The following is a 16,209-nucleotide window of genomic DNA, read 5'->3' on the forward strand; positions in this document are numbered from 1 at the left end:
AACACGCCGGACATCCCGATCGCTCATCATCAGCCAGCCCATGACAGCCCCCAAAACCGGCCAAAACCGATCCAGAGACTGACATTTCTATCTTGCTCAGGACTGACATTTTAACTTTGCGCCTACATTCAAGATTATCAATAAGTTATCTTATGGAAAATATAATTCTATCGCCCAGCTACACCCGGCAGATTTCCGTACAAACGTCAAACTGGCCGGCGATGGATCGCGCTTAGATGCTCCTCGCGCAGCAGATGCAGGCGCATCGAGGCCAGACGATCGCGGCCGTCATTGGTGAAATCCAGCAGTTCCATGCCTTCGCAGATCAGCGGGTTCAGGGTGTTCCAGAACAGCTGGACATAATTGGCCCGGAACTCCACCACATCGGCCACGCCCAGTTGGCCCAGCATCCCGGATTCCTGGAACTCCTGGGTCAAAGGTTTCAGCTTTTTCATGAAATAAGGATCAGACACCATGCCGATCAGGCGGGCCGCCCGCACCAGCCCGCGAAAGCCGGTCAGGTCCGTCTGGTGATCCGGGCATGGCGGAAAACGCGTATAATCAATGTAATCGGCCAGCAGATCGGCATCCAGAATCGCATTGTCGGCGAAATGCGCGCGCACGAACATCATGCCGCGTTCCGGCGCATAGGGGCGCAGGAAGGCATCCGTTGCCCCATCGGGCAGCTCCACGCTGGTGCCATCGGGCTGGATCACCACGCGATCCACCTGATCACCGGGCAAGAGCCGGCGATTAAAGCCGATGGCGAACAGCAACAGGGCGGCGATGAAATGCATCGCCTCATGTGCGTCCAGATCGCCGTCGCGCAGCATCTTGCCTTTCAGCATCTCCACACCGACGCAGACCACCTGCACCGTATGGTCCAGATTATGGTAAAGCGCGTCGGTGCGGGCGGCATGGGTGGCCCCGATGCGGCAGGCCCGCAGCAAGGCAGCCCGATATTCTGCCGGGGCCAGCGGAAACAGCGCCGCATAGCTTTCCGACAGGCGGCACAACAGCTTCTCAATCACGATATCGGCTGGACGGAACATGGCCTTACCCCCTGCCCTTGGCCGTATGTTCCTGCACGAAGACGTGCGACATCAGGCTGGAAATCCATTTACGCCCTTCCAGCGTCACCTCCAGATAGGACAGGCCCCCCAGAATATGATGGTGGACATGGTTCCAGAAGAAAGCCGGATAGGTACGGCGCAGATCGGCGGGGGATTTGTTCCCCATGCGCGCATTGGCGCCGATCTCCTCAAATTCCTGATAAAGGGCGGGTAGCTTGCGCAGATAATCCGGGTCGGCCATCTGGCCGATCAGGTCGGCGGCGGAAACCAGCCCCGGCCAGCTTTCCAGCGCCTTCTCACCATGATCCGGCACGGGAAAGCGCGTATTTTCAATGCAGGTGCAGACGAAATCGCAATCAATGATGCGATCATCCTTGAAGCGCCAGCCGACAAACAGCTTTCCCCGCTCCACATGATAGGGGGTGAGATAGGCGTCGGTCATGCCCGGCGGCACCGTCACCGTATCCCCTTCCGCATTGATCACCGCCACCGCACCCCGGTCGCCGGGACACACCCCCTGCAGGTAACCGATATCGTGGCACAGCAGGGCCACCAGATAATTCACCCATTCGGTGGGGGTGACATTCCCCTCCCGCAGCATCTTGCCGTGAACAATCTCCTGCCCCACCATGGTGACCATGATGGAATGCTCGTAATCATGGTAGGGGGCGGTGGAATTCACCAGTGCTTCCATGGCCAGCACCGCCGTCGTCGACAAGGCGTTGCTATGTTCCGGGTAGAGATGGCCATAGACCCGGTGAAAGCCGTCAAGCAGGCGCGCGACGAACGCATCTATGACCACCTGCCTGGCATCGAATGATTGCATCGCGTTATTCTTTCGGTTCCCCCGTGCTGGCAACCTAACATAGGCTCGCCTGCCTCGGCCCCCGAATTTCTATGCTGTTCATGGAAGGGGCTATGGGAAAACGCTATCGGCTGGCGGAGTCAGCCAGCCGACCCGATCGCCCGCAAATCTGGCCCCAGCGGAATTTCCAGATGGCAGCGCAGCCCATCAGGCGGGAAATCCAGGCTGGATTTTCCGCGCAGTTCGTAGGCAATGCTCTGACGGATCAGGGTGGAGCCGAAGCCGTTCTGTGACGGTGGGCTGATGGGCGGCCCGCCAATTTCCCGCCATTCCAGCAGAATGACCGGCGGGCCATCTTCCTTCTGCCCCAGACTCCAGGTCACTTGCAGCCGCCCTTCTGCCTTCAGGAAGGCGCCATATTTTGCGGCATTGGTTGCCAGTTCATGGAAAACCAGCGCCAGCGCCAGTGCCGCGCGGGGGCGCAGCTCAATGGCCGGGCCGTCCAGCACCACATCCTGTGGGGTCTGGGCATAGGGGGTCACCTCATGCCCGATGACTTCCCGCAACTGCACCCATTCCCAAAAATGCTCGGCCAGCAGGTTATGGGTTTCCGACAGGGCGCGCAGACGCCCCTCGAAGGATGACCAGAATCCGTCAATGGTTGTGTGGCGGCGGCGCGTCTGCGCCCCGATGGACAGCACGGTGGCCAACGTGTTTTTCACCCGGTGGGACAGCTCTGCCATCAGCAGCGCCTGACGTTCCTCCGCCTGACGCCGCTCGGTGACATCAATGATCTGCACGACCGCACCAGAGGGAGCCACCGCTTCCGCATCATGCTCCACCCCGCCACCCGGCAGGGGGGTGACGGAAAACAGTACCGGCACACTTCGCCCATCCTGGGCCGTCAGCATGGCGGAACGGTCGGTGATTTCGCCAGGCAGCTGACCGTGAGACAGTTCCACGCCTAAGCGGGCAAACAGGCAACGCTGGTCGGCATCCGTTGCCGCCAGTCCCAGCAGTGACTGGGCCGGCGGATTGATATAGGTGATGGCGCCCGCCGCATCCGTCAGGATCAGGCCGGTGCGCACATTGCGGGTGATGGTGCTGGTGATCAGGGCCTGATCCGCCAGCCGCTTGTTGGCAGAGGCGAGCTGATCGGCCAGGGCGGCGCGGGCCTGGGCGGCATTGCGCTCCGCCTCCAGCATCAGCGCCCGGCCCTCCCGTTCACGGAAATCAGCCAGCAGGCGGCGATTCTGTTCCTCCAGGAAGCGCCGCCGCATGATGGCGCGCAGCCGTGCGCGCAGCGGGGCCAACGGAGCACCCTGCACGTAAATGTCGCTGATGCCGGCTTCCAGCATTTCCTGCGTCAGCTGTCCGCCGGCAACATCCCGCATCACCAGGATGATGGCGGGCGGCAGCTGTGAACCGGCAATGACTTGCCCGGCAAAATCCAGCCAGCTGCGGCCCGGCAGCCGTTCGGCCAGCAGAATGCCATCCATCGGCAGCTGTTCCTGCAGGCGTTGTGCTGCCTCCGCATCGCCGGCGCGCTGGACCAGACAGCCCTCCTCCAGCAGCAGGGCCTCCAGCTCGCGGGCATCATCGGCATTGAATCCAGCCAGCAGGGCGCGGGGCTGGCGAAACACCGTCTGCGGCAAGACATCCACATCGGCATCCCGGCGAGCATGGCGCAGCAGGTTACGCACCCGCAGCATCAAGACGGCCGGATCGGTGGATTTTGGCAGGAAATCATCAGCACCGCTGTCCAGCCCTTCCCGCTGGCGGGCCGGCGTTTCATCGGCCGTCAGCACCAGAATCGGCATGGAAAGCGTGGCGACATGCAAGCGGACCTGTCGGCACAGGTCCGCCCCCTGCAATCCCGGCAGATGATGATCGACGATCAGGAGATGCGGCACAGTGCGGTTCAGCACCCGCAGCGCCTCTTCAGCACTTTCCACATGCTCTGCTTCGTATCCCTGCTCCTCCAGTAGGAATAACAGCCGCAGGGCCTGCGTCGGGCTGTCTTCCACCAGCAGGATACGTTGCTTTGTCATCTCATCTGCCCTTTCAGGCTTCGCCGGCGACAGGCCGGCGCCATCATCAGGCATTCGCTGCGGCCATGACCTGGTCAACGCTGAAGACATGCCCGGCCAGCCGCGCCAGATCCCGCTCTATCACCGGCTTGCGCAGATGAGGGCGGTCACGCCAGCGGTCCGGCAGGCCTGTGGCCTCATAGCCGCTGGTCAAAATGAAGGGGATGTCGCGTTCGGCCAATGCCTCTGCGACAGGAAAAATCAGGGTGCCAGAGAGATTGACATCCAGAATCGCCCCGTCAAAGGCCCCCTCCCGCATCAGCTCCAGAGCCTGTTCAATGGTGGCAACCGGGCCTACCACGCTGAAACCCAAGCCTTCCATTACTTCGGCCGCATGGATGGCGATGAGAAACTCATCCTCGACGATCAGAATATTCTTTCCCTGGCCCTGCGGCATCGCGGCTTATCCCTGGCTTGCCTTGGGCACTCCTGCCCTGTGAGACAATTTAAGGCGATTGGTGCGTGATTTCGTTAAGCGTTGCGCCTTATTGCGAAAGATATAGGTTTAGGACAGCCACTGACCAGCCGGCAGGCGCAGGTTCCTGCCGCTGGATAACACCACCCCCCGTCAAAGGTTCAGCGCCATGCCGATGGAAGCCGGTGCTGTTGGGACGAAACCGAATTGCGCATAGAGAAAGCGGGCATCACCATCGGCGATCAGGCTGACATAGGCACCGGCCGGTGCATGGGCCCTCAGATGCGCCATCAGGGCCGCCATGATCTGCTTGCCCAGCCCCCTTCCCTGATGGGCCGGATCGACGGCGATATCACAGATCTGAAAGCAGCAGGCCCCGTCGCCGATGATGCGCCCCATGCCAACAATCTCGGCGCCATGGCGGACATGTACGCCGAAATAGCTGTTGGCCAGACCAATGCGTGCTGCTGCCACATCGCGCGGCGACATGCCGGCAATCTGGCGCAGGCGGCAGCAATCTTCCGCCCCCACCACCTGCGCTACCATCTGATAGGTTGGGATGGTCAATCCTGACCTTCCTGCTGGTTGGCCGCGCGCCGGAACGGATGCGCCGGATAGACACCGAGGACATTCACCTCGCGCGCAAAGAAATTCAGCTCTTCCATGGCCAGTTGTAAAGGCCGTTCGTTGGGATGTCCTTCGACATCGGCATAGAACTGGGCCGCAACGAAGCGCCCATCCACCAAATAGCTTTCCAGCTTGGTGATGTTCACCCCGTTGGTGGCGAATCCACCCAGAGCCTTGTAAAGTGCTGCCGGCACGGAGCGCACGCGGAACAGCAGGCTGGTCACCGTGTCGCTGCCAACGGGCGGCGTCACCGGCTCCTTGGCCAGCACCAGGAAGCGGGTGGTATTATGGGCGGCATCCTCGATGCCCCTGGCCAGAATGGTCAGCCCATAAATCTCTGCGGCCAGATCAGAGGCAATGGCGGCAATACCGGGATCGTTCCACTTGGCGACATCCGCCGCCGCCCCGGCCGTGTCGGCGTGGCTGACAGGCACCAGCCCGCGGTCGCGCAGATAGGTACGGCATTGCGATAGCGCCTGAATATGGGAATGGACTTCCCGCAAGCCTTCCATCGTCGCGCCCTTGGGGGCGACCAGGCAATGCACCACCCGCTGGTAATGTTCGCCGATAATATGCAGGCCGCCGCGCGGCAGCAGATGGTGGATATCGGCCACCCGGCCAGCCACGGAATTTTCCACCGGGATCATCGCCAGCCTTGCACGCCCCTCATGCACCGCCGCAAACGCATCCTCAAACGAGGCGCAGGGCAGCGAGGTCATCTCCGGGAAGACGCTGCGGCAGGCAAGGTCGGAATTGGCGCCGGGGGCACCCTGATAGGCGATGGTCGTGGCGGGCATGGCGGTTATATTCTTCTTTGCTGCGGTTGATTCTCTTAAACGGGGGCCAGCATCCGGCGGGCTTTATCCAGATCCTCGGCCGTGTCGACCCCCAACGGTACGGTATCCACCACGGCCAGCCGGATGGTCATTCCATGGGCCAGGGCGCGCAGCTGCTCCAGCTTCTCCCGCTTCTCCAGCTCTGCCGGCGGAAGCGTGACGAACCGTTGCAAAGCGCTGCGGCGATAGGCGTAGAGGCCAATATGGTGGAACAACGGCCCGTCCCCCCAAGGGGCGGTGGCGCGGGTGAAGTAAAGGGCGCGGCCGGAGAGGCCGTCAGGAGGCAGCTCGACAACCGCCTTCACCACATTGGGATTGGTCCGTTCCGCCGGATCCCGGATGACAACACCCAGTGTGGCGATATCGGTCTGCGGGTCAGCCAGGGGGCCGAACACCGCCCGCACTGCCGCCGGTTCGATGGTGGGCAGGTCACCCTGCACATTGACGATGGCATCATGCCGGCCATCGGGGTCGACCTTGCACACCGCTTCCCAGATACGGTCGGAACCCGACGGATGGTCCGGGTCGGTCAGCACGGCGCGGCCGCCGGCTGATTCAACCGCATCGACGATGGCCTGTTCAGCGGCAGCCACCACCACGGGGCCGATGCCGGCCTCTGCCGCGCGGCGCCAGACATGCACGATCATCGGCAGGCCATGAATATCGGCCAGCGGCTTATTCGGCAGGCGCGTGGAAGCGAGGCGGGCCGGGACCACCACCAGAGGATTGCCCGGTAGGGCATTTTTCTGTGCTTGCGTCATGATGATCTGTCCGTGCGACATTTGGTCCCCTGGGTCAAGGCGGAAACACCATGTGCGACCGCCTGTCCTGCGTTAAACATCGCGCATGGTTTGCCTGTCAGGCGGGCATGGACGTGCCCGTCTATTGGCGTTATTGTGCCCGCGCCCAGGGTACCCAAGGGATTAGGACTGATGGCTGGCAGCACCTTCAATAAGATTTTCATGGCGATCCTGACGGCAACGCTCGTTGCCCTGTTCGCCGGCTTCTTTTCCAGGAAGCTGATGCACCCGAGTTATCCGACCGAGCGCGCCTATAAGGTGGAAGTGCAGGGTGGCTCCGCCGCCCCGACGGACGCTCCCGCTGCCCCGGCGGAACCCGATCCGGTGTCGCCGCTTCTGGCTGCTGCCGATCCGGCTGCCGGCCAGAAGCTGACCAAGGCTTGCGCGGCTTGCCATAGCTTTGAAAAAGGCGGCCCGAACAAGGTCGGTCCGAACCTGTGGGGCATTGTTGGCAACAAGCACGCCCATGCGGAAGGCTTTGCTTATTCCGATGCGATGAAGTCGCAGGAAGGCACCTGGGATTATGAGCATCTGAACAAGTTCATCGCCAACCCGAAGGTTGGTGTGCCGGGCACGAAGATGAACTTTGCCGGTCTGAAGAAGGTGGAAGATCGCGCGGCCGTGATCGCCTATCTGCGCACGCTGGCCGACAGCCCGGTACCGCTGCCGTAATCGGCAAAGCGTCCGGAATATGCTAGGGAGGGGGTGGCCTGACGGCCGCCCCCTTTTTTATTTGGATATCGCCACCGGCGCGCACGCCTGTGATCTTCGGTCTGGAGTTTGCCCTGATGTCTGCCATCGATCTTGCCCCCTTTGTCGAACTGGCGATCCGCTGCGCCGATGCCGCCGGGGCCGTCGCCCGCCAGCATTACCGCACGCCGGTTGCGGTGGATGTGAAGGCCGATGCCTCGCCCGTGACCATTGCCGACCGGGAGGTCGAAACCGCCATCCGCGCCATCCTGGCGCAGGAACGGCCGCAGGATGGCATCTTGGGGGAAGAGCATGGCAGCAGCCATCTCAATGCCGAATATGTCTGGGTGATCGACCCGATCGATGGCACGAAATCCTTCATCACCGGCCGCCCGCTTTTCACCACCCTGATCGCCCTGCTGCATCGGGGGGTGCCGGTGCTGGGCATTATCGACCAGCCGGTGATCGGGGACCGCTGGCTGGGCGTGAAGGGACAGCCCACAACGCTGAATGGTCAGCCGATTCGCACCCGCCCCTGCCCCGATATCGCGCTGGCCACCCAGGCAGCGACCATGCCCTTTGCCCATGCAGAGTTCCGCCTGACCGAAGCGGCCAGCCGTTACATGGTCTGGGGTGGTGATGCCTATGCCTTCGGCCTGCTGGCCGCCGGCTTCATTGACCTGATGGTGGAAGCGGGCTTGCAGCCCTATGACTGGGCGGCCCTGGTGGCCGTCATCGAAGGGGCCGGCGGCGTCATCACCGATTGGGAGGGCCAGCCGCTGCGCCTGGGCACCAGCGGCAACGTTGCCGCTGCCGGAGATCCCTGCCTGCACGCCAAAGTGCTGGAAATGATCGGACGGCGGGGCTGAGAGGCCCCCTTCCGCGGCTCATTTGTCCCCCATCACCACCTTATCCCCCACCTCCCCGCGTTGCAGCCGGGCCAGATGCAGGGCGGTGGGGCCATCCTCCGGTGCATCGGCAGCCAGCGCGGCGAAGGCTTCCAAGGCTGCCGGATCGCCGGTGGCCATCAGCGCATAGGCCTGCTGGTAACGCCGAATCAGGGCTGTCTGCGCCTGGGGCAGGGAGAGCGGCTGGAACACGGCAATCGGTTCCGTCTTGCCCTTCAGCACAATCTGGCCGATGGGGCGACGCGGAATATCGGGGCAACGCTCCGCTGCCACGCCGCTCATCGCCACACGGGTGCCGAAATATTTGTTCAGCCCCTCCAGTCGGGCAGCGGTATTCACCGCATCGCCCAGGGCCGTATATTCAAACCGCGCCTCCGCCCCGAAATTGCCCACGCTGGCCGGGCCGGCGTGAACGCCGATGCGGGTGATGCCAAAGGCCCGGCCCGCCGCGATTTCAGCCTCCAGGAATGATTGCGCAAAAGCATCCAGTTCCAGGGCACAGGCCACGGCGCGGCTGGTATGATCCTGTTGATCACGCGGGGCATTGAACAAGGCGAACACCGCATCGCCGATGAATTTATCCACCGTGCCGCCATGGCGGAAAACGATATTCACCATCCCATCCAGATAGCGGTTCATCACATCGGACAGGGCCACCGCGTCCATGCTCTCCGAGATGGTGGTGAAACCGGCAACGTCAGTGAAAATATAGGAAAGGTCGCGGCGCTTCGGGTCCAGTTGCAGCTTGGAGGGATCCTTCAGGATATCGTCCAGCAAAGCCGGTGACAGATATTTGGAAAAGGCCGCCTGGATGAATTTCTTCTGCTCCCGCTCCTGCCGTCCGGCATGAAGATCGGCCAGCCAAAGGGCCAGACCAAAACCCAATGACGGGGCGATGATCGGCACCATCATGTTGGCATGACGGAACAACAGCAGCGCGGCCAGCCAGATGCCGGCCAGCACCAGCAGCGACAGCCCCATCCGCATCCACAGTGCAACATCCAGCCGGCCCAGCAGCGTGCCGGCCAGGGCGGCAGCCAGGCTCGCCAGCAAGGCCATCCCCATCCCTTGAACGGGAGGTTGCCGCCCTTCCAGCAATTGCGCGATCATGTGGGCATGGATCAACGGCCCCGGCATTGTCGCCTGCCCAGGATCGGCTGCGGCGCGGAAGGGGGTGGCGTGACGATCCATATCGGAAAGATCAGCGCCGACCACCACGATCTTATTCTTGAACCAGCCGGCAGGCAGCACGGGCACCGTCTGGGACGCAAAGGTCCGGAAGGGAGCCGTTGCACTGTCCGGGCGGCCATGCCATGCCACGGGCGTGCCCGGTTGCAGCGACGGTTTCAGCCCCAGCTTGTCCAATAGCGCCAGGGCCACCGGCGGGGCCTTGTCATCCGCCGGATTCGGCTTGCCGGCATAGATGGTGCGAACGATGCCATCATAGGGATCCTTTTCCAGATTGGCCGCCCCGCGCAGGGGCGGTGGCAGGAAATCATCCAGAAAGGCTGCCTGGGCTGCCGTCAGCCCCTCCATCTGGCTGCCATAGCTGGCCACCAGCGGAATGTGCAAGCCCGCCATCACCTGTTTCAGCCGCGCATCCTTGGCCGGCTCCGTCGGCGTATCCAGCAGGATATCGAAAAAGATGGCCCGCGCGCCCTTCTGTTCCAGGGTCAGCAACAGGTCGGCCAGGAAATCCCGATCGATCGGGGAACGATAGGGAAAGCGGGTCACCGTCTCTTCATTGATGGCGACAAAGACAATATCTGGCTGTTGCGGTTCTGCGGGCAACAGGGTGGCAACACGGAAATCCGCCAGCCAGGTTTCCAGCGATGCCAGAAAAGGCATGAAACGCCCCAATGCCACGGGTACCAGCGTGGCGGCGAGTGTCAGACCCAGGATCACCATCCAGCGGCGTAACAATATTGCTGTCACCCCCGCATCTCCTTTGACGGAACAACCCAGAATGGGAGCTGCGGCTGACACATGGCTATCGGAACTCCAGCAAGGGCGAACTGGCTAAATCACACGCACCTTACCGGCATTTGCAAATCATCTCTTCAATGCGAAAGCCGAAAAATCCTCTGATGGGCATAGAATGCCGGGCCGGGCAGTGGCCGCGGCTCCGGCTGCGTCCGTAACTGACAACGCCCATAAATTATTATCAATTGTGATTTTTACCCTTTTAGATTGTAATTTTACCAACATTAACTACCCTGAAATCGCTCTTTAATTGAGGGAAAACTCAATGGAGCACCCTCTATCTGAAAACGGAGAACGACAATGTATTTCCATCCGGTGACGATCGCTGGCATTGACAATAACTTTAAGTGCACTGCCGAATCCGCCACGCTTTCGGGAACGACGCTGACGGCCTTTGCCACCAGTTCCCCCCTGCCCCACCCGCCGGGCACGTACAATATCCAAGGCCCTGGCGGCATTCCGAATTTGAATGCCACACTGGAAGTTGCGTATCCAGCGATGGCGATCTTCACCAACGTTCACGCTGCCTGAACAAAAGCGGGGACGCCAAGTTTGGCGTCCCCGCTTTTGAATTGCACACCTTCAGAGAAGATCGCACTCAATCGTCACCCCGCACCATTGCGTCAAGCTGACTTTGTCAGTTGATGGATCAACCGCTGCACGCCGGATCGCAATTCTTCTGCCTGCCGGCTCAGTTCAGTCGATGACGATGTCAACTCGTCTGCGGTCTGCCCGACGATGCGCGAGGCCGTGGTCACCCCTGTGACATTGCTGGCGACTGTGGCGGTCGCGGAAGCCGCGTGCCGGACGTTACGCGTAATCTCCTGCGTTGCAGCCCCCTGCTGTTCCACCGCCGCTGCAATGGTGCCGGCAATATGGTCCATGTCGCGGATCGTATGTTCGATGGCATTGATCGCATCCATGGCGCTGGCCATGCGGTTCTGCATCTCCCCCACTTGGCGCACGATATCTTCGGTGGCCCTGGCCGTCTGCTGGGCCAGTTGCTTGACCTCGCCTGCCACCACGGCAAAGCCCTTGCCGGCTTCCCCGGCGCGTGCCGCCTCAATGGTGGCGTTGAGGGCCAGCAGGTTGGTCTGGCTGGCAATCTCATTGATCAGGTCAACGACCTGGTTGATCCGGGCGGCGGCGTCGGCCAGCTCATGCATACTGCTGTCCACCGTCCCCACCTCATCCACGGCGGCGCGGGCGACTTGGGTTGACTGCACCACCTGGGCGGAAATCTCGTGAATGGCGCCGTTCAACTGCTCAGAGGCGGTGGCGACATGGTTGACATTGTCGCTGGCCTGTCCGACCGCATCCCCCGCCTGGGAGGCGCGGTCGCTGGTTTCATCCGCTGTATGCTTCATGGCGCGCGCGTTGCTGTCCAGCCGCGCGGCGGCGGCGGCAACCCCATCCACCATGGACCGGACATGAGCGTCCAGTTCCCCGGCGATTTCCTGCAGCCGCCGGTTATGGCGTTCAGCATTTTCCTCCAGATAGGTGCTGATCACCAGATCCATATCCAGCATCACGGCCAAATTCACCGCCCGCATCACCTCTGCCAGATGCGCTGCTGCCCCATTGCGGCGCCGGACGAACGGAAACCAGCCGCGCGGTCCGTGGTTCTTCAGCAAGGCCGCGTAAAGGCGGGAGAGGGTCAGGGCGTAGCCGCCCAGGTACCAGCGCGGCTCCAGCCCCAGGGTACTGTGAACGCGCCCGATGGCGCGCACGCTGTCAAAATAGCTGGGACCAAAATCACCGGAAAACAGGTTCAGCCAATGCTTCAGCTGCTTCTGCTTGGCATGGTTCATGGCGCTATCGTCCCGGAACATGCGGGACATGGTGGGCCAGGCGCGAAGATCGGCATAAAAGGCGTCGATGATGCCGGGCAGCACATTGGCAATATCCGCTTTCACCCCGGCCAAGATGGCGCAGGTCGCCGTATCAATGCCGAGAAAGCGTAATCTCTCCGCCCGTTCCTGCCCCTGATCCTGCATCCCCCTGCCCCCTGCTGCCAGAAATCCAGCATGGATGCCGGACCCGATCTTCATTCTGCGTGTACCCGCAATGATTTGCAGACCTTATCGTCTGGATCGCAACTGGCAATGGATTTCTCTGCCTTTAGCCATTCAATGAACAGCAGGCGGGGAAAACTGTTTGTAGATTAATTGACGCGGCCTATCGGATCGGCAGCCGGGGTACGCTTTGAAAGGGAAATCGCGTGCCGGTTTCCAATGGTATGAGTTTGTAAGCTGCGACTCAGCCGCGCCCGACATTCTCAATGAAGGCAAGCAGCGGTCCCCAGTCTGCCTTGGCATCGGCAACCCGCTTGGTCTTGATGTCAAACAGGCTTAATCCCTCAGATGCCAGATCGGGGTAAAGCTGGCTGTCGCGCAGCCTTGTCGCCACCTGATGGCCGATATCGGACAGGAACAGGTCCAACCTGTCCGCCGCCTTTGTGCGGGGGCGCAGCCGGTTGCCGACCACAGCGACCGGCACCTTGTTCTTGCGGATGGATTTCAGTTCATCCAGTTTCTTCAGAAAACGGGCGGTCGCTGCCTCATCAAAGGCACCCGGCAGCAGCGGCAGCACCACCAAATCGGCGATACGAACCAGTTCCTCCACCTCCTTGGGCCGCATGGCGGCCGGCACGTCGATCACCAGACGCCCCGGTTTGGCCGGCACCTCCCCCAGTTCCTTTGTCCAATCCTCTCCCACAATGGGGGCGGCGGTACCCGGCCGCCGTTTCAACCAGCCAAGCGCCGATTTCTGCTTGTCCATCTCCGCCAGGATGGTGTGATGGCCACTGGTGGCAAAGGCCGCCGCCAGATGGGTGGAGATGGTGGTCTTGCCAACGCCCCCCTTGATATTGCTGACAAGAACGGTAAGCATCGTTCATTAACCCTTTGATTTTCCGTTAAATAAGCGTGGCGCCGTCGGTATTCTCCGCCGGCTCCCGCCAGAAGGGCTTGGTATCGGCGAAGCGACGCCAGTCCTCCACCACCCCGGACTCCATATCGTGCAGCCCCCTTGCGTGCCAGCCGGTGACCAGCCCGGCCCCGTGCTGCCAACCCTTGGTGGCCGGTCCGGTCGCCGTGTCCTCCAATTCCCGCATCAGCTTGGTCACCGTGGCAACATCTTGCAGATGGCCCAGCTTGTCCTGCAAACCGGAAAGATCTTCCAGGAAGCGTCGAACGGCGCGTTGATCAAACAGGCTTCTAAAGAAATCAGCGGCATAGCGGAGTTTCTTCAAGGCAATCCGCAGTTCATGCCGCTCCGCCGGCTCTGCATGGGCGAAGCCACGGCCGCGCCGGCGGCCCTGTTTGTACCGTTTGCTCAGCAGGGCACCGGCCATTTCCGTTACCGGCCGCAGCAGCAGGGCGGAGCGTTCGCTGACTGGCTGGTTACGCCAGCCCCTGCCATCCACCCAGGCCGCCAGTTCCAGCAGCAGGCTGGTATAGCGGGGTGACAGGATGGCTTCCCGCACAGCCTTGTAGCCGGCAGCGTGGGCATCCTGTGCTGCCTTTTCCAGCGCCACCAGGCCGGGATGGCCGGGCAGTGCCGCAGTGACCGGCGGCAGCAGTTCGCCCAGGAACACATCCCATTCCCGCGCAGCCCCCAGGCTGCCCGCCAGCCATTTCACCGCCGGCACCAGGGTTTCCTGCTGGTCTGCCGGAATGAACGGCCGGAAAATCTGGAAACTGGAGCGCAGGCGTCGCAAGGCGACGCGCATCTGGTGCACCCCCTCCGGGTCTTCGCCCGCCAGGGCGGCGGCCTGATTGGCCAGCATGTGGGTCAGACAATGGCGCACGACGCTGGCCAGCGCCTCCTCCACCGTCGTGTCCTTCTCCAGGGTCAACTTGTCGGCCTTGCGGGTTGTCAGGCTGCCACCATCGGCCAGGGCATAGCCACGCGCCGATTTGGTTTCCATCTCCAGCCGCACCGGCAGGGCGGCATGGATGGCGCGGGCCAGATGATAGAGGGACAGCGTATCCTCGCCCTCCACCAGTTCCAGCTCCAGTTCGTTGATGGACAGGCTGGCACCAGCCGGGGTGACAATCTCCCCCTGATCGATCGCCACCTCGATCCGCACGCCCGGCGCCGGGGTCAACAGGCGGACTTGGCGGCGGATGCGGGTTTCAAACACCGGCTCCAGTTCGTCGGCCGTCAGCGGGCCAAGCGGCGCCAGCACTGCCGGATCGGGTAAGGCAGCCAGATCGGGACGCGGGGCCGTGACCGGCACCTCCCATTCGCCGCGGACCAAGGCGCCAACGCCCGGCGGTGGGGCCGATTTCAGCGTCTGCACCAGCTTTTTACCCTGGCGGCGCACCCGCAGGGAAAGGCCATGCGCCTGCAGGCGGCGGTCGGGCGTGTCGAAATAAAGACTATCCAGCAGCTTGGCGGTCGGCTTCCCCTCATCCGGGGAGAGGACGGGCAGTTTGCGCAGCCGATCCATATCCTCAGTGGCGACGGAGAGTTTCAGTTCGATTTCGCGCGGCGACATGACAGCTCTTGGCTTTTGATTCCATCTTGAAAAGCCAGGGCGGGCAGGAAGATTCCACACCCGCGCCGGGCTTTTGCGACAGAACGATGACAAGCCTGTGAAACGCTGTCTATCGCAGCACGTGAATTTTTTATGAGTCTCCATGGATAGCGGGTTTATTCGCCCCCGTTGAAGGTATCACGCTTTTATGCTTCCCTCCGCCCGCCTCCCGCGCAAGCCCTTGCGCAGGCCATACCATCCGAACTGGGGAAATCCGTCATGCGCTTCCAGACCCTCGACACCATTGATGTCACCGGCAAGACCGTCCTCGTCCGTGCGGACCTGAACGTGCCCGTGGCCGACGGGCAGGTGACGGATACTACCCGCATCGACCGCCTGATCCCCACCTTGCGGGAAATCGCAGCCAAGGGCGCCAAGGTGGTGGTGATGTCGCATTTCGGCCGCCCAAAGAACGGGCCGGACAGCAAGAACAGCCTGCGACAGGTGGTGCCGTCGGTGGCCGCCGCACTGGGCGCGCCGGTCGCCTTTGCCGAGGACTGCATCGGCGAGAAGGCCGCCGCCGCCATCGCCGCCCTGCCGGCCGGTAGCGTGCTGATTCTGGAGAATACCCGCTTCCATGCGGGCGAGGAAAAGAACGATGCCGATCTGGCCAAGGCCATGGCAGCCCTGGGCGATGTCTATGTGAATGATGCCTTCTCCTCTGCCCACCGCGCCCATGCCTCCACCGAAGGCATTGCCCATCTGCTGCCCAGTGCCGCCGGTCGGCTGATGCAGGCGGAACTGGAAGCCCTGGGCAAGGCACTGGCCGCCCCGGAACGCCCGGTGGCGGCCGTTGTCGGCGGCGCCAAGATCTCCAGCAAGCTGGAGTTGCTGCTGAACATGGTGTCCAAGGTGGACATGCTGGTGCTGGGTGGTGGCATGGCCAACACCTTCCTGTTCGCCAAGGGCGTTTCCGTCGGCAAGTCCCTGTGCGAGGTCGATATGGCTGAGCAGGCCCGCGCCATCATGGCCAAGGCAGAAGCCTCGGGCTGTGAGCTGCTGCTGCCGGTCGATGGCATGATGACCAAGGAGTTCAAGGCCGGTGCCGAACACCGACTGGCTGATGTCACCGCCATTGCGGCGGATGAGATGATGCTGGATGTCGGGCCGAAGACGGTGGAATTCCTGGCGGTCAAGCTGCAGGGCGCCAAGACCCTGGTCTGGAACGGGCCGATGGGTGCATTCGAGATTCAGCCGTTTGACAGCGGCACCAACGCCGTTGCCGGTCTGGTCGCCGGGCTGACCCAGCAGGGTCGCCTGCTCTCCGTCGCCGGTGGTGGCGATACGGTGGCAGCCCTGGAACATGCCGGTGTGGCGGCCCAGTTCTCCTACGTCTCCACAGCTGGTGGCGCCTTCCTGGAATGGCTGGAGGGCAAGACCCTGCCGGGCGTCGCCGCCCTGGAAAAGCACGCCTGATACCATCGGTAAAAATTTTTGAC

The 16,209-nt window shown here is 62.3% G+C and carries 15 protein-coding genes; 4 read left to right on the forward strand and 11 right to left on the reverse strand.

Going from position 1 to position 16,209, the window contains the following annotated elements; genetic code table 11:
* Positions 1-206: 206 nt before the first annotated feature.
* The 7 genes from GE253_RS12350 to GE253_RS12380 form a co-directional block, all read right to left on the reverse strand.
* Entirely contained in the window at positions 207-1,052 is an 846-nt protein-coding gene (locus GE253_RS12350; protein ID WP_153204439.1) for a hypothetical protein, read from the reverse strand.
* Positions 1,053-1,056: 4 nt separating this feature from the next.
* On the reverse strand, positions 1,057-1,899 hold the full coding sequence (locus GE253_RS12355; protein WP_153204440.1) for a metal-dependent phosphohydrolase: 843 nt from the start codon (positions 1,897-1,899) through the stop codon (positions 1,057-1,059).
* A 119-nt stretch (positions 1,900-2,018) separates the two neighbouring features.
* Positions 2,019-3,929 carry an HWE histidine kinase domain-containing protein gene (locus GE253_RS12360; protein WP_173012618.1) on the reverse strand — a complete coding sequence of 637 codons (1,911 nt, stop codon included), beginning with the start codon at positions 3,927-3,929 and terminating at the stop codon, positions 2,019-2,021.
* Positions 3,930-3,975: 46 nt separating this feature from the next.
* Positions 3,976-4,365, reverse strand: a complete 390-nt coding sequence (locus GE253_RS12365) for a response regulator (RefSeq protein ID WP_153204442.1) — start codon at positions 4,363-4,365, stop codon at positions 3,976-3,978.
* 171 nt (positions 4,366-4,536) lie between these two features.
* Positions 4,537-4,950, reverse strand: a complete 414-nt coding sequence (locus GE253_RS12370; RefSeq protein ID WP_211101434.1) for a GNAT family N-acetyltransferase — start codon at positions 4,948-4,950, stop codon at positions 4,537-4,539.
* Positions 4,947-5,807: a prephenate dehydratase gene (locus tag GE253_RS12375; protein ID WP_153204443.1), complete on the reverse strand. Its 861-nt coding sequence runs from the start codon at positions 5,805-5,807 to the stop codon at positions 4,947-4,949. Before GE253_RS12375 ends, GE253_RS12370 begins: the two co-directional genes overlap by 4 nt.
* Positions 5,808-5,842: 35 nt before the next feature.
* Positions 5,843-6,607, reverse strand: a complete 765-nt coding sequence (locus GE253_RS12380; RefSeq protein ID WP_153204444.1) for a 3-deoxy-manno-octulosonate cytidylyltransferase — start codon at positions 6,605-6,607, stop codon at positions 5,843-5,845.
* Positions 6,608-6,778: 171 nt separating this feature from the next.
* On the opposite strand from GE253_RS12380, the gene GE253_RS12385 reads away from it, so the two are divergent.
* Positions 6,779-7,318 carry a cytochrome c family protein gene (locus GE253_RS12385; protein WP_153204445.1) on the forward strand — a complete coding sequence of 180 codons (540 nt, stop codon included), beginning with the start codon at positions 6,779-6,781 and terminating at the stop codon, positions 7,316-7,318.
* Positions 7,319-7,434: 116 nt separating this feature from the next.
* Positions 7,435-8,205 carry an inositol monophosphatase family protein gene (locus GE253_RS12390; RefSeq protein ID WP_153204446.1) on the forward strand — a complete coding sequence of 257 codons (771 nt, stop codon included), beginning with the start codon at positions 7,435-7,437 and terminating at the stop codon, positions 8,203-8,205.
* Positions 8,206-8,223: 18 nt separating this feature from the next.
* Here the strand turns inward: GE253_RS12390 and GE253_RS12395 are convergent, their stop codons facing one another.
* On the reverse strand, positions 8,224-10,179 hold the full coding sequence (locus GE253_RS12395; RefSeq protein WP_153204447.1) for an adenylate/guanylate cyclase domain-containing protein: 1,956 nt from the start codon (positions 10,177-10,179) through the stop codon (positions 8,224-8,226).
* A gap of 348 nt (positions 10,180-10,527) precedes the next feature.
* Here GE253_RS12395 and GE253_RS12400 point away from each other — a divergent pair, with 348 nt between their 5' ends.
* A complete protein-coding gene (locus tag GE253_RS12400; RefSeq protein ID WP_153204448.1) occupies positions 10,528-10,758 on the forward strand; it encodes a hypothetical protein in 231 nt (76 codons plus the stop codon).
* A gap of 92 nt (positions 10,759-10,850) precedes the next feature.
* Here GE253_RS12400 and GE253_RS12405 read toward each other — a convergent pair whose 3' ends face one another.
* From GE253_RS12405 to GE253_RS12415, 3 genes are all read right to left on the reverse strand, one after another.
* Complete coding sequence (locus GE253_RS12405; protein WP_153204449.1) at positions 10,851-12,278, reverse strand: globin-coupled sensor protein; 1,428 nt, start codon at positions 12,276-12,278, stop codon at positions 10,851-10,853.
* Positions 12,279-12,486: 208 nt separating this feature from the next.
* Positions 12,487-13,119, reverse strand: coding sequence for a ParA family protein (locus tag GE253_RS12410; RefSeq protein ID WP_153204450.1), 633 nt, complete (start codon positions 13,117-13,119; stop codon positions 12,487-12,489).
* Positions 13,120-13,144: 25 nt separating this feature from the next.
* On the reverse strand, positions 13,145-14,731 hold the full coding sequence (locus tag GE253_RS12415) for a CYTH and CHAD domain-containing protein (protein WP_153204451.1): 1,587 nt from the start codon (positions 14,729-14,731) through the stop codon (positions 13,145-13,147).
* 258 nt (positions 14,732-14,989) lie between these two features.
* On the opposite strand from GE253_RS12415, the gene GE253_RS12420 reads away from it, so the two are divergent.
* Positions 14,990-16,186 carry a phosphoglycerate kinase gene (locus tag GE253_RS12420; RefSeq protein WP_153204452.1) on the forward strand — a complete coding sequence of 399 codons (1,197 nt, stop codon included), beginning with the start codon at positions 14,990-14,992 and terminating at the stop codon, positions 16,184-16,186.
* The last annotated feature ends 23 nt before the right edge of the window (positions 16,187-16,209 follow it).

Source organism: Niveispirillum sp. SYP-B3756, assembly GCF_009495745.1.
Lineage (GTDB): Bacteria > Pseudomonadota > Alphaproteobacteria > Azospirillales > Azospirillaceae > Niveispirillum.

Bases quoted from the DNA above. Each gene is read 5' to 3' on its own strand.
- GE253_RS12405 (WP_153204449.1), bottom strand. From the start codon at position 12,278: ATGAAGATCGGGTCCGGCATCCATGCTGGATTTCTGGCAGCAGGGGGC.
- GE253_RS12415 (WP_153204451.1), bottom strand. From the start codon at position 14,731: ATGTCGCCGCGCGAAATCGAACTGAAACTCTCCGTCGCCACTGAGGAT.
- GE253_RS12360 (WP_173012618.1), bottom strand. From the start codon at position 3,929: ATGACAAAGCAACGTATCCTGCTGGTGGAAGACAGCCCGACGCAGGCC.
- GE253_RS12420 (WP_153204452.1), top strand. From the start codon at position 14,990: ATGCGCTTCCAGACCCTCGACACCATTGATGTCACCGGCAAGACCGTC.
- GE253_RS12380 (WP_153204444.1), bottom strand. From the start codon at position 6,607: ATGACGCAAGCACAGAAAAATGCCCTACCGGGCAATCCTCTGGTGGTG.
- GE253_RS12410 (WP_153204450.1), bottom strand. From the start codon at position 13,119: ATGCTTACCGTTCTTGTCAGCAATATCAAGGGGGGCGTTGGCAAGACC.
- GE253_RS12350 (WP_153204439.1), bottom strand. From the start codon at position 1,052: ATGTTCCGTCCAGCCGATATCGTGATTGAGAAGCTGTTGTGCCGCCTG.
- GE253_RS12385 (WP_153204445.1), top strand. From the start codon at position 6,779: ATGGCTGGCAGCACCTTCAATAAGATTTTCATGGCGATCCTGACGGCA.
- GE253_RS12375 (WP_153204443.1), bottom strand. From the start codon at position 5,807: ATGCCCGCCACGACCATCGCCTATCAGGGTGCCCCCGGCGCCAATTCC.
- GE253_RS12400 (WP_153204448.1), top strand. From the start codon at position 10,528: ATGTATTTCCATCCGGTGACGATCGCTGGCATTGACAATAACTTTAAG.
- GE253_RS12355 (WP_153204440.1), bottom strand. From the start codon at position 1,899: ATGCAATCATTCGATGCCAGGCAGGTGGTCATAGATGCGTTCGTCGCG.
- GE253_RS12365 (WP_153204442.1), bottom strand. From the start codon at position 4,365: ATGCCGCAGGGCCAGGGAAAGAATATTCTGATCGTCGAGGATGAGTTT.
- GE253_RS12390 (WP_153204446.1), top strand. From the start codon at position 7,435: ATGTCTGCCATCGATCTTGCCCCCTTTGTCGAACTGGCGATCCGCTGC.